The sequence below is a fragment of the Lysinibacillus sp. PWR01 genome (assembly GCF_043359455.1).
GTDB lineage: Bacteria > Bacillota > Bacilli > Bacillales_A > Planococcaceae > Lysinibacillus > Lysinibacillus fusiformis_F.
Genome location: NZ_JBHERJ010000012.1, coordinates 16,721 through 29,551, shown reverse-complemented (window position 1 = coordinate 29,551; position 12,831 = coordinate 16,721). Strand labels below are relative to the sequence as shown.

The window sequence follows — 12,831 nt, the reverse complement described above, 5'->3', positions numbered from 1 at the left end:
TTCTAATTAAGGAGAGAAAACATGTGGATATTATCGTAAGGCCAGGAGATTCACTTTGGCATTTCAGTGAGGTATTTAAAATTCCTCTTCAACTCATTTTAGATTCCAATGAAGACATAAATCCTCAATTTTTAAGAGTTGGACAATGGGTTCGTATTCCTGGTTTTGTGACCAACAACTATCAAATTAAACAAGGAGATTCTTTTTGCCAGATTGCCCAAAGCCGAAATCTTCCCCTAGTCGCCCTATTGCTTGTTAATCCTGATCTCAATCCAAATCGCTTACAAATCGGTCAAATGATTCGCATACCCCAACGTATCACATGGCGTTTAGTTGATGGTAAGCAAAATTACACGTATACCCATATGATGAACGATCTCAGAAAGCTCCTTGACGCATATCCTTTTCTTCAAAGCTCAAACATTGGCAGCTCCGTTTTAGGGAAAGAGCTACCTGAGCTGTCAATTGGCCATGGTGCAAAACGTGTACACTATAATGGCTCCTTCCATGCAAACGAATGGATTACTACACCTATTATTCTAACATTTTTGAATGACTATTTGCTCGCCCTCACCAATCATAGTAGTATTCGTGGAATTTCTCCATCTTCTCTTTATCAGCAAACATTCCTTTCTATCGTTCCTATGGTAAATCCTGATGGCGTAGATTTAGTAATACAAGGCCCTCCAAATGATGAAGCATTAAGAAATCAACTAATTGCATGGAATAATGATAACGCTGATTTTTCTGGCTGGAAAGCAAATATTCATGGAATTGATTTGAATGACCAATTCCCTGCCAAATGGGAGCTTGAAAGTGCCCGTAATCCAACAACACCAGGGCCAAGAGATTATGGTGGTGAAAGACCACTATCTGAACCTGAAGCCATTGCAATGGCTGATTTGACCAAGCAGCGTGATTTTTCAAGAGTATTAGCCTTTCATACACAGGGACGTGTTATATATTGGGGCTTTGAAAATCTAGAGCCCCCCGAATCAGAGGTGCTTGTAAATGAATTTAGTAGAGTAAGTGGCTATGAGCCCGTTCAATCTGCTGGAAGTTATGCTGGTTATAAGGATTGGTTTATTCAAGATTGGCGTAGACCAGGCTTCACTGTTGAATTAGGAAGTGGTACAAATCCTTTACCAATCAGTCAGTTCGATGACATTTACGAGGAGTCTTTAGGGATTTTTCTTGCTGCATTGTATATGTAAAAAGAGTAGACGAACTCCATTCGCTAAGAAATTGTCCTTAAGGGCTTTTTAGCGAATGGAGTTTTTTTATAGGAAGGTCTCATCATCATTGTAAAAAAAGGGAAATAAATTACTTTGACAGACAGAGTAATGTTTGCTACTATTACTCTGACAGATAGAGCAATAAAAAAAGTAGGTGACTTATGGTTCGCAGTGATATTATCCGAGGACATTTGGATTCGATTATTTTACGGTTAATTTCAGAAAAAGACCGTTATGGCTACGAAATTTCTCAGGAAATAAGTCTCCGTACAAACAATCGGTTTCAAATCAAGGAAGCAACTTTGTATGCAGTTTTTCAACGTCTCGAAAAAAAGGAAATTATTGAAGCCTATTATGGAGATGTCTCGCATGGAGGCAAACGAAAGTATTACCGTATTACATCATTAGGTAAGGCCTATTTAAATGAGCTAGTGAAAGAATGGTCGGAAGTAAAGGAAATAATCGATTTATTTATGGAGGGCTTAGAATGAAAAGAATAAAAAACCATATTGATGAGCTTTTTAAAGACATTCCTCGAAATAACGAAACGGAAATGGTTAAACAAGAAATCATTGAAAATCTTGAAGAAAAAGTATTTTACTTGATAGACCAGGGTAAAGAACAAGAGGATGCCATTAATAAAGCCATTGTAGAATTTGGAGATATCGAAGACTTAAAGCAAGAGTTAGGTGTTAAAGAGCCGGCAAAGAAAAACATGGCCAAATTAAACTTAGAGTTCTCAATTTGGGGTAGTGGCTTAATTATTGCATTTTTTATTTTTATTAATCTTTATTACACACCACATATTATTTGGGCAATCTATCCGATTTTCGCCATTCTTTGGTGGCCTTTATCGATGTACTTCGTGTGGTCTCGTAAGAAATGGGGTGAATAAACATGAGGAACTTTATAAATTTTTCTATAGTGGGGAGCTTGATGACAATGATTTTTTTAGGGGTTGTTAATTATACGACATCTCCTCAAACAATGTGGTTTGTATATCCATGCTTATTGCTACTACTTTGGCCCATTACGTTATTCTTTATGGCTAATAAATTGTATAAGCAATACTCAATTGTTTGTAGTGCCTTAATTATTACATTTTTAATAGTTGAAAATTATATTTACGCACCAGATCATTTATGGTTTGTCTATGCGATTTATCCAATTATCTGGTGGCCAATCCTCATGTACTTAGATGAAAAGGCAAAAACGTTAAAAACAGCTCTAATTGGATGTGCTTCTACCATCATCTATTACACTATATTGAATATGATTGTATCTCCTCACTACCCTTGGGCAATTTATCCTGCTTTTTTAGTGATATGGTGGCCTCTAGCTTTATATCATGCGCAACGAAAAACCTTTGTAGCATTCTCAGTTACAGCTACGATACTAATAAGTATCTTTTTCATTACAGTAAATGTTGTTTCTTCACCAAGCGTTATATGGGCGATTTACCCTATTTTTGTTACCCTTTGGTGGCCTCTGAGTATGTATTTTTATGTGTATAAAAGAAAAATGTATCATGCTAGCTTTATGAAACGCATGTAAAGAAGGTATTGTATGAAAAGGATTAAAAAGTTCATTAAATATCTTGTCTTGATTATGACTTCCTTACTATTATTAGCACTTGTATTTCCAACATGGACATCATCTATAAAAGACATGAACAGCATCAGTACGCTAAAACAGGTAGAAATTAACGGCAGTGACCATGAAATCATGATACGGGGCCATAACAAAAATAATCCTGTAATCCTCTTTGTCCATGGCGGACCAGGTTGCTCTGAAATACCCTACGCTAAAAAATATCAAGATTTATTGGAAACCGAATTTACAGTGGTGAATTATGATCAAAGGGCTAGTGGGAAGTCTTATCATTTTTTTGAGGACTACTCCAATCTTTCATCTGATTTGCTTGTGGAGGATTTACTAGCACTGACTGACTATATTGCTAATGATCTAGATAAAGAAAAAATCATCTTAATTGGTCATTCCTACGGTACATATATTGCCACACAAGCAGCTGCTAAAGCTCCTGAAAAATATGAGGCCTATGTAGGGATTGGTCAAATGAGTAATACCATTGAAAGTGAGATGGACAGTTTACACTTTACGATCAAACAGGCTCAACTTAAGAGTAACACAGAGGATGTTGCACATTTACAAAGGTTAATGGAGGAAATTAGTAGTGGTAAAACATTTACGCCTCGTCATTTAGTGAGCAAATACGGTGGAGCTACAAGACTCATTACTAACCCTGATGGAAATATGTTAGGGATGCTTTTTAGTACCGAATATAATTTGTTAGATATTATTCGCTATAGCAAGGGGATATCCCTATCCTAAGAAGTTTTAGTAAACGAAGTCTTACAGTCCCCACTTCCTGCGAAAGTTAATTCACTGACTCTTCCCTTCTATTTTGTAATGGGAGATTATGATTATCAAACATCATCGAATAGCGCTAAAAAATACTTCGACCAAATTATCGCGAAGAAAAAAGAATTCATAGCATATGAACAATCTGCTCACTACCCCCAGTTCGAAGAAAAAGAGAGATTTTTCGAATGGATGGGTACGACTTTTAAAAAATAAATATTTCTTAAAATAATTCTACACTTGGTACCATTTATTTAATTGCTATATAATTTAATTATTAAATATTTTAATGGACGTGATTATATGCCAGAAAATCTAAACAATGTAGAAATTATTATGAAAGAAATGCTGGAAATACAGCAGAAGTCGAAAATGTTTGTAGATCTTTTATCTGAAGGAGAAGCGTTATCACAAAACCAATTAATATTGCTCCTACAGCTAAAAATAAATAATGGGATGAAGGCAACAGAAATTGCTGAATTCTTTAGTGTAACACCTGGAGCTGTAACTTCCATGTGCGATAAACTGGAAAAACTCGAACTCATACAAAGAATTAGGGAAAATAATGATCGACGTGTAGTCAAAATGGCTTTAACCAATATTGGTGACATGAAGGTTCAAGAAATCTTTTTAAAGTTTTCTCAGGATAAACTCATAGACATGGCCAACATCTTACGCGAAGTAAACCTATTAATGAATAAAATTTTTTAGGATTTCAACAAATTGAAATCCTTTTTTTATTGTTTAATTTAAGCAATGCTTTTGTTCTTGACAAATGGAAGTAGCATATAATTTAATTAATATATATTTTAATAATTAAAATATATATTAATTAAATCATAATGAGGTGACTTTATGTTTCAAAAACTCCGTACCCTTACACAAACGAACGGCACAATTAAACATTTGAATGCTGATTATGAACAATTAAACATTCGAGGAGTTGTATCTTTACATCAAGAAGTACACTTAATAAAAGTGTCCACTCATGGTCATAGCTCCTTCTATTATCCAGTTACAGCGCAGATATTTAATAGCTCTGGCTCGTGTAAGTTAAAGGATTATTGCCAAATCGGAGAACTTACAAATGCCGGGAATATTAAAATACGTAATGGTTTTATCAAAAAAATCAATAGTTCTGGAAAGCTAATGGTTGAAGAGAAATTACAGAGCGAGCAATTTGATGCCATTGGAATAGTCAAGGCTGTGGAAATAATCGCAAATCACTTTCATTTAAAGTTATCGGGAGAAAGCGAAATTAACAGGTTAAGGGCTGAAAATGTGATAATAGAAAAGGATAGGATTACCCTTCTTCCGTTATTTAAGAAAATATTACGTTGTCACACAGTTAGTGGAAAACACCTACAATTATCTAATACAAATGCAGAGTTTGTGGAAGGGGAAGTCGTCCATGTTGGGGAAAATAGTGTGATCGGGACACTTTACTATACGGATGATTATTCGATAGCTTCGAGTTCAAAGGTGCACCACATTATACGGAGGAAAAAAGAATGATACTTCTAAAAATGCTAAAGACTTTTTTTTGCTCCTTAGCTTTAGTGGTATTATCTGTACTTTACGTTGGATTACTTTTAAGCGCTGGCTTATCAATACTCGCTGGTTTTTTACGAACATTCGGAGTCGATCAAATTAAAATGGGCCTTTGGTATGACTTAGAACTTCCTGTTATGTTCAGCATCCCCTTCGCCCTGTTAATAGCTCTTCTATTGTTCTTTTGTGCCACATATATTAAACGTTGTATTGTTTTTTGTTTGTCAAACCTTCGAATATAAAACAATAAAAAAGTAAGCATATTTTTTAGATCGAATATGCTTACTCTCAACGACTTTAAATAAGTTGATTCACAATTTTATCAGCAGTTTTAAGCATTGCTAAAGCTCTCCTTCAAGAAAACGGATAAGGTATATTTCAGGTCTACCAATAAATTCTTTAAAACTACATAAATTAGCATACTCCTCATGCTCCACATCATAGCACCCTATTTGGCCCTCTCCTTTTGGGTTCCAGACTATTTGCAAATCAGAGTAATTGTCGATATTTGCGGAAAGAAGGAGGAGCTTTCTATGACCTAGTATCATCTCAATTGTATCAGTTAGTTTGAAAAAATCGATATAGTGAATGTCATAATCATTTGGTGCAAGCTCAAGATGCAGTCGATCTCCTGTCAAAAAATTCATCAATTCATCTGGTAACTTGTATTTTTTCAATGTCTCTTTTTTGTTTTCAATAGTGTGGAGTTCTATTGGTTCTAGAGCCTTTAAGTAATTTGCTAGTTCCATATTTTTCATACGTACAGCAATTGTATAAGCTCTCTCGCCATCTTTCTCCGCTAAAGTGACGTTTGCACCTCGTTCAATCAAATAGTTCACCATAGCTATATTTCCCATTCGTGTTGCAACTGTTAATGGTGTTGCTTTATAGGGATAGACCATATCAGGCTTTTGATAATTAATATCTACTCCTTGATCAAGTAAATAAGTGACTGTTTTTTTATCAAAATTCGACACAGCCTGACGCAATACTGGACCTCCATGCTGCTTTATATCAAGTCCAAGTTCATGAATAAGAGAGATATTTCTTTTATTGCCATAGTAGGCCTGAGAATAGGCTCCAGATCCAACTTAATTATAGCCATCTAATTTGGCTCCTTGTTCAACAAGGTAACGTACTATATTTTCTTTACAATATCGAACAGCCCTTAAAAAAGAAGGATTTTTTTCCACATTTAAATTAACTCCATATTCAACTAATAATTTTACTACATCCAATCTTTGTGCAATCAATGCTAAATCCAATGGGCTTAATGATGTATGCTGACTTAAACATATCTCTTCTTCAATATTCCAGCCCTTATCCCTCGCAACTTGCAAAGCCGTAATATTGCCAGTATAGATATACATTGCAAGGTCCGGTGGTTCTGGAAATGTTCCAATATCTTGTAGCTTAATCATCTATAGATTGGCTCCCTTCTTAATGTATATACAAAGTATAGAAAACTACCATCTATATCACAATGGGACATAGAGCTATAGTGTCATAAAACACAGGGCAAGATTTATAGCAAATTTGATGGTTCCTTTATTAAAAAGATGGCAATTGGATTCGAAATTTCCCAGGAAAGAATTTATTTTAAATTAAAAATAGCTCTCAATCAGAATAGATTGAGAGCTCAGACTGTAGACAAACTCAATGAATTTTGAGTTTGCCTACAGTCTTTTTTCTTTTACAATAAAATAAAGTAAAGCCGTTGATTTCCACTACGGGCGGACGCTTTCCGCGGGCGGGGTCGAGCTGCTTCCCTCGCTTCGCTTAGTCCAGGATCTCGACTTTCCCGCTTTTCCCGCAGGAGTCGCCACCCTTCGTTCCAATCAACTTCTACATAAAGAATTCCTTATTCATCTATTGATAAAAAGTACACTTTCGAGGTGATCAACCATGATGACGAAAAATCAAATCAATGAACGTGAACAATTAGAAATGCTAACGATTGATCAATTAGTTCCCCAAGATCATTTAGTACGAAAACTAGAGGCGGCTATTGATTTTTCATTTATCTATCCTTTAGTAGAAAACCTCTACTCTGCTAAAGGACGCCCTAGTATTGATCCTGTTGTTCTCTTTAAAATGACGTTTATTCAGTACGTTTTTGGTATACGGTCCATGCGTCAAACCATCAAAGAAATTGAAACGAATATGGCGTATCGTTGGTTTTTAGGGTTTGGCTTCCATACAGAAGTCCCGCATTTCTCTACCTTCGGTAAAAATTATGTCCGTCGCTTTCAAGACACTGATATATTTGAGCAGATATTCTATCGTATATTAAAAGAGATTATGCATCAAGGACTCCTCCATGCAGACCATTTATTTATCGATTCTACGCATGTGAAAGCGAGTGCGAATAAACGAAAGTATGATAAAAAAGTTGTGCGAAAAGAAACACGGGCTTATGAAGAGAAACTTCAATTAGAGTTAAATATTGATCGTGAGGAACACGGAAAAAAGCCCTTTTCCCCGGAGAAATTTGAAAAAGAAGAATGGAAAGAAATAAAGGAAAGCACGACAGATCCTGAAAGTGGGTATTACGTGAAGGATGAACGTACGAAACAGTTTGCGTATTCTTTTCATGCAGCGACAGATGAAAAGGGCTTTGTCTTAGGTGCCATTGTGACTCCGGGAAATGTGCACGATAGCCATGTATTGCAGCCACTTGTTGAAAGAGTCATTCAAAACGTTCAAAAACCAATCGCTGTTGCGGCAGATGCAGCCTATAAAACACCAGCCATTACGAACTTTTTATTAGAGAATCAAATGTTGCCTGTTCTTCCGTATACACGTCCTAAAACGAAAGATGGTTTCTTCCGAAAGCATGAGTATATATATGACGAGCACTATAATTGTTATCTTTGCCCACAAGGGCAGATATTGAAGTATGCAACAACGACGAAAGAAGGATATCGGCAATATAAATCGAATCCTTTGATTTGTGCGAAGTGTCCAAGCCTTTCCCAATGTACAGAAAGTAAGCATCATCAAAAACTCATTCAACGCCATATCTGGGAGTCGTATGTGGAGGAAGCTGAACATTTACGCCATTCCTATGACATCAAACAAATCTATGCAAAGCGCAAAGAAACGATTGAGCGTGTCTTTGCCGATGCAAAGGAAAAGCATGGTATGCGATGGACAACCTTAAGAGGTATAAAAAAATTGTCCATGCAAGCGATGCTTACTTTTGCTGCCATGAATTTAAAGAAACTGGCTACTTGGACGTGGCAAGTAGCTTAAGAGAGCAACTATGCTCGAAGAGTATGTTGGATTTGGTAATCTATTACCAAATATCAGGACGACATAGGAAGAAAAATGATAAAAGCCCTCGAGAGTGAACTTCTCGAGGGCTTTTGTCTACAGTCTGAGCTCTCAATCAGAATAGATTGAGAGCTATTTCTTAAACGCTTACCATGACTTACTTTTATTTTAAGCCAAGTGCTTTATCTGTTGTTGCATTTATTTCTTTTAGAAGCTCAGGGTTTTCTGCTAATGATAGACCATAAGATGGAATCATTTCTTTAATTTTTGGTTCCCACTCCTTGATATGTTGAGGGAAACATTTATTTAGAACCTCAAGCATAACATGTACAGCTGTAGATGCACCTGGTGAAGCTCCTAGTAAAGCTGCAATCGAGCCATCAGAAGCACTTACAACTTCTGTACCGAATTGAAGTGTTCCTTTACCGCCAGCTTCTGTATCTTTAATTACTTGTACACGTTGTCCAGCTACGATAATATCCCAATCATCACTTTTTGCATTTGGAATGAAATCACGTAACTCTTCCATACGTTGTTCTTTTGAAAGCATAAGCTGTTGGATTAAATACTTTGTTAAGCCCATCTCTTTCACGCCCGCAGCTAATAAAGTTGTGATATTATGCGGTTTTACAGAAGCAAATAAATCCATATTTGAACCTGTTTTTAAGAACTTAGGAGAGAAACCTGCGAATGGTCCAAATAGTAATGATTTCTTGTTATCAATATAACGTGTGTCAAGATGCGGAACCGACATTGGTGGAGCACCAACTTTTGCTTTTCCGTATACTTTTGCATGATGTTGTTCAGCTATTTCTGGATTATTACATGCTAAGAATAGACCGCTAATTGGGAATCCACCAATATGTTTCCCTTCAGGAATACCTGATTTTTGTAGTAATTCTAGGCTTCCTCCACCAGCTCCAAGGAAGACAAATTTTGCTGAATGATATTCCATTTTACAGCCGTCTAAATCGTGCACACGTACTTCCCATGTACCATCACTAGCTTGTTTCAAACTTTCAACACTATGATTATAGTTAACATCTACATCTTTTGCTTTTAAGTGATCAATTAACATACGTGTTAAAGCACCAAAGTTAACATCTGTACCAGTGTCAATTTTCGTTGCAGCAATGTCTTCACCAGCAGGACGATTTTCCATAATAAGTGGAATCCATTTTTTTAGTGTTTCAGGGTCATTAGAAAATTCCATTCCTTCAAATAAAGGATTTTTTGTCATCGTTTCATGACGTTTCTTTAGAAACTCAACATTTTCTTTCCCTTGTACTAAACTCATATGTGGTAAAGGCATAATGAAGTCTTGTGGATTATTGATCAGCTTATTGTTTACAAGATACGACCAAAACTGTCTTGAAACATGGAACTGTTCATTAACATTAATCGCTTTTTTGATATCGATTGATCCGTCTTTTTTCTCTGATGTGTAGTTCAGCTCACATAATGCAGCATGTCCAGTTCCCGCATTGTTTAATTCGTGAGAACTTTCCTCGCCTGCTTTTTCAAGCTTTTCAAACACTGTAATTTTCCAATCTGGTGCTAATTCTTTGAGTAATGTTCCCAAAGTTGCACTCATGATTCCGGCACCAATTAAGATAACATCTGATTTAATTTGTCTGTTACTCATTTTTACCTTCCTTATATGTTAAGATTTGCAGAAAGGATGTAAGCACTCCCACTTTAGAAGTACTGTAGCCATGGAGCAACCTCGGAGCACACCATTTCTGTATCAATTATTACCTTATTGCAGTTTATCACAATTAGTTCAAGAATAAAATATCAACTATTTATATGAGAGTTATCAGCTTTTTTCGAGACTTTCCGGTCATAATTCAAGCAAAAAAATCACTTTTTGTTCTAGATAAAAATTGAATTATTTAAGCTTATTGGAATAATCGGCCTAAAAATGGTTGACATTTTCATAAAAAATAGGTTCTTTTTATTATTATATCTGTATAATAACATATAAATATGGAGTTCGTCTTGTATCTGAACTAACTTTCCTTTACCCAAAGATTAACTTTCGATTGGGCTTTTTATATGCCAGCCATCTATATGAAAACCGCCCATTTGTCTGAACACATACTCCACTACTGCTTCATATAACGCCATCATCTTTTCAACATTGTCCTCATGCATTGCTCTCATAAAAATTTCTCTAAAGTCCTCATCTGGAAATGCTGACTTACTATATTTTTGCAGGTAAATTGGATCTTCAAGATAGGCATAGATTTGATAAAAGGGTATCGTTTCTAGATTTAAATACTGACAGTACAACAAAAATAAATTGGCTAATGAGTTATGGTAGGTAAAGGAAAAGTTCATTTTATCTTGCTCATAACAATCCTTTAAATTATCTAGTGCATCCCATAGTTCATATTTTTTTATTTCTAAGACCGTTTTATTCATTGTTTTATATTTTTCTTTGAGCCATTCTTCTGCTTCAAATTTTAAATCATTTATTATTCCAGTATAATCAAATAAAATTCTCCCTGTTTTAAATTGGACCATCGACATGGTTCTTCTTTTTTTAAAATCATCTTGGAAATACCCACGAATTTGACTTGGTGGATTCGCAAAGTATTCAATTAAAAAACCATCAATAACACGATTCCCTCTTTCCCTCCACCCCACATTATCCGCCAAAATAATATGAACATCGATATCAGAGCGCTTAGAGGGATTTCCAGTAATATAGCTCCCACATACGAGCGCTCCTATAACTTCCTCTTTATCTTGCCATTCTTTCAGGAACGTTTCTAAGGCTATTTTCCATTTTGCCATTGATCATTCACTCCCTTTTTAATTGATTTATTTCTACAATACTATTGAAAAAACAGAAAACCTTTAATACGTTTTCTGTTTTTATCTGCTTCTTATTTAATTTCTTCAACAGTTAATTTCTTTTGGCTAACTTCATAAGTGACTACCACGTTTTTAATAATCGCCGTATCCTCATAGGAGAGACTAGCTTCAAATTCTATTGTAGCATCTCCCTTCCATCTAAGATGATCCACATAGCTATAGTTTTCATGATCTGTTCGTATCCACGTATCTAACCCTTGCTCAGCACCATATTTAACTCTTGAAGATTCTACTAACTCTGGGCTTACCATTCGCTCTTCCACATTGATGACTTCAACAAATTCACTTTTATTAGAGTTCGTGACAATAGCAATTAATTTCTGATCAGGTGAAGGGATTATTTCTTTAATATACATTGATGGACTGGAGAAGCTAGAATATGCCTCTAGCACATCATCTTTTATACGCCAAAGAACATTTTGGCTTCCGTAATCTGAAAAATTATTGAATAAAGTAAAGAAGACGCTCCCATCTGCTAATTTATATACCTGCTGACTTTTAAGGCTTCCTGATAAAATATCGACAGCAAAAATAGCCGCATTCGCAATTTTTTTGTTATCACTTTGTATAAATGGCTGAATAGCCTTTAACGCCTTATTCCTCAACTTTTCATCATTATAGCTCTCTACTAGTCTATTTATTGCAATATAGATATACTCCTCTTTGTCACTATCTAGAGCTTTTAGAAATTTATCTGCATCATATTTTGTAGCTGGCATTAGTTCCATATCCTCTGCTGATAAATAACGAATATAAAGCTCATTATTTTGATGTTTATAGTAAGCTGCTGCTATTGTGGCAGTAAAAACTGAGCTTACGATCATCATACTTATTACCACAGCGAGCCATTTTTTAGAAAAACTTTTCTTCTTTACTCCATAGTTGGCTGCTTCAATTAACTCTTCCTCTATAAATCCAATTTCACGATATAACTCCTCTTTTTTCATATATATAACCCCTCGCCTTCCAAATAAAATCTTAGTTTATTACGTGTCCTAAATAAGTTGGACTTAACTTTACTACTACTCATTTGAAAGTGTAAGGAAATATCTTTTATAGAATAGGAATACCAATATCGCTGAATAAATATATTTCTAGATTGTTCATCTAAGGTATATAAAAATTGGCTAATGTATTGAGCAAGCTCTCCCGCTTCATAGGATGTTTCTACCGTATGAGAAGAAGCTAGACATTCTTCCAGCTCTGTGAGAATGACCTCAAACTCATTATTTCTCTTTTTGGCTGTATTATAGCTATGCTTATCAAGTGCAATATTACGTATGATTCTCCCTAAAAAAATAGATAGTTTTCTTGGTATCTGTGGAGGGATTGTATTCCATGCAGCTAGGTAGGCATCATTCTCACATTCTTCAACATCCCTCAAATTTGCCAAGATTCTTCTTGCTATTACTCTACAGTATACTCCATATTTTTTCCTTGTTTCCAAAATAGCCTGCTGTGAGCGTTGTATATATAAAGCAACTATTTTTTCATCGTCCATTTG

11 protein-coding genes and 2 pseudogenes are annotated in these 12,831 nt (G+C 35.4%); 8 read left to right on the top strand and 5 right to left on the bottom strand.

Going from position 1 to position 12,831, the window contains the following annotated elements; translation table 11 throughout:
* Positions 1-23: 23 nt before the first annotated feature.
* The 7 genes and pseudogenes from ACEVFT_RS01425 to ACEVFT_RS01395 all read left to right on the top strand — a co-directional run bounded on the left by ACEVFT_RS01425 (position 24) and on the right by ACEVFT_RS01395 (position 5,132).
* Positions 24-1,214 carry a M14 family metallopeptidase gene (locus ACEVFT_RS01425; protein WP_393947737.1) on the top strand — a complete coding sequence of 397 codons (1,191 nt, stop codon included), beginning with the start codon at positions 24-26 and terminating at the stop codon, positions 1,212-1,214.
* Positions 1,215-1,396: 182 nt separating this feature from the next.
* A complete protein-coding gene (locus tag ACEVFT_RS01420) occupies positions 1,397-1,726 on the top strand; it encodes a PadR family transcriptional regulator (RefSeq protein ID WP_004233468.1) in 330 nt (109 codons plus the stop codon).
* Entirely contained in the window at positions 1,723-2,130 is a 408-nt protein-coding gene (locus ACEVFT_RS01415; protein ID WP_004233467.1) for a permease prefix domain 1-containing protein, read from the top strand. Before ACEVFT_RS01420 ends, ACEVFT_RS01415 begins: the two co-directional genes overlap by 4 nt.
* A gap of 41 nt (positions 2,131-2,171) precedes the next feature.
* Positions 2,172-2,789, top strand: a complete 618-nt coding sequence (locus tag ACEVFT_RS01410; protein ID WP_393947735.1) for a hypothetical protein — start codon at positions 2,172-2,174, stop codon at positions 2,787-2,789.
* A gap of 12 nt (positions 2,790-2,801) precedes the next feature.
* Positions 2,802-3,833 (top strand): annotated as a pseudogene (locus ACEVFT_RS01405) (alpha/beta fold hydrolase).
* Between the two features lie 87 nt (positions 3,834-3,920).
* Positions 3,921-4,328 (top strand): MarR family transcriptional regulator, encoded by a 408-nt coding sequence (locus ACEVFT_RS01400; protein WP_004233459.1) that lies wholly within the window; start codon positions 3,921-3,923, stop codon positions 4,326-4,328.
* A 144-nt stretch (positions 4,329-4,472) separates the two neighbouring features.
* Positions 4,473-5,132 carry a hypothetical protein gene (locus ACEVFT_RS01395; protein WP_393947734.1) on the top strand — a complete coding sequence of 220 codons (660 nt, stop codon included), beginning with the start codon at positions 4,473-4,475 and terminating at the stop codon, positions 5,130-5,132.
* A gap of 377 nt (positions 5,133-5,509) precedes the next feature.
* Here ACEVFT_RS01395 and ACEVFT_RS01390 read toward each other — a convergent pair.
* Positions 5,510-6,589: pseudogene (locus ACEVFT_RS01390) on the bottom strand (ankyrin repeat domain-containing protein).
* A 484-nt stretch (positions 6,590-7,073) separates the two neighbouring features.
* Between ACEVFT_RS01390 and ACEVFT_RS01385 the strand changes: the two are divergent.
* Entirely contained in the window at positions 7,074-8,423 is a 1,350-nt protein-coding gene (locus ACEVFT_RS01385; RefSeq protein WP_279494669.1) for an IS1182 family transposase, read from the top strand.
* A 184-nt stretch (positions 8,424-8,607) separates the two neighbouring features.
* On the opposite strand, the gene ACEVFT_RS01380 is transcribed toward ACEVFT_RS01385, so the two are convergent.
* The 4 genes from ACEVFT_RS01380 to ACEVFT_RS01365 all read right to left on the bottom strand — a co-directional run bounded on the left by ACEVFT_RS01380 (position 8,608) and on the right by ACEVFT_RS01365 (position 12,828).
* Entirely contained in the window at positions 8,608-10,089 is a 1,482-nt protein-coding gene (locus ACEVFT_RS01380) for a malate:quinone oxidoreductase (RefSeq protein ID WP_221682430.1), read from the bottom strand.
* Between the two features lie 389 nt (positions 10,090-10,478).
* Complete coding sequence (locus ACEVFT_RS01375) at positions 10,479-11,246, bottom strand: nucleotidyltransferase domain-containing protein (protein ID WP_221682431.1); 768 nt, start codon at positions 11,244-11,246, stop codon at positions 10,479-10,481.
* 92 nt (positions 11,247-11,338) lie between these two features.
* Entirely contained in the window at positions 11,339-12,274 is a 936-nt protein-coding gene (locus ACEVFT_RS01370) for a hypothetical protein (protein WP_393947731.1), read from the bottom strand.
* Positions 12,271-12,828: an RNA polymerase sigma factor gene (locus ACEVFT_RS01365; protein WP_393947730.1), complete on the bottom strand. Its 558-nt coding sequence runs from the start codon at positions 12,826-12,828 to the stop codon at positions 12,271-12,273. Before ACEVFT_RS01365 ends, ACEVFT_RS01370 begins: the two co-directional genes overlap by 4 nt.
* Positions 12,829-12,831: the final 3 nt, after the last annotated feature.

Excerpts from the sequence above, each read along its gene's own strand:
- ACEVFT_RS01420 (WP_004233468.1), top strand. The coding sequence starts at position 1,397 with ATGGTTCGCAGTGATATTATCCGAGGACATTTGGATTCGATTATTTTA.
- ACEVFT_RS01415 (WP_004233467.1), top strand. The coding sequence starts at position 1,723 with ATGAAAAGAATAAAAAACCATATTGATGAGCTTTTTAAAGACATTCCT.
- ACEVFT_RS01410 (WP_393947735.1), top strand. The coding sequence starts at position 2,172 with ATGACAATGATTTTTTTAGGGGTTGTTAATTATACGACATCTCCTCAA.
- ACEVFT_RS01400 (WP_004233459.1), top strand. The coding sequence starts at position 3,921 with ATGCCAGAAAATCTAAACAATGTAGAAATTATTATGAAAGAAATGCTG.
- ACEVFT_RS01395 (WP_393947734.1), top strand. The coding sequence starts at position 4,473 with ATGTTTCAAAAACTCCGTACCCTTACACAAACGAACGGCACAATTAAA.
- ACEVFT_RS01385 (WP_279494669.1), top strand. The coding sequence starts at position 7,074 with ATGATGACGAAAAATCAAATCAATGAACGTGAACAATTAGAAATGCTA.
- ACEVFT_RS01380 (WP_221682430.1), bottom strand. The coding sequence starts at position 10,089 with ATGAGTAACAGACAAATTAAATCAGATGTTATCTTAATTGGTGCCGGA.
- ACEVFT_RS01375 (WP_221682431.1), bottom strand. The coding sequence starts at position 11,246 with ATGGCAAAATGGAAAATAGCCTTAGAAACGTTCCTGAAAGAATGGCAA.
- ACEVFT_RS01370 (WP_393947731.1), bottom strand. The coding sequence starts at position 12,274 with ATGAAAAAAGAGGAGTTATATCGTGAAATTGGATTTATAGAGGAAGAG.
- ACEVFT_RS01365 (WP_393947730.1), bottom strand. The coding sequence starts at position 12,828 with ATGGACGATGAAAAAATAGTTGCTTTATATATACAACGCTCACAGCAG.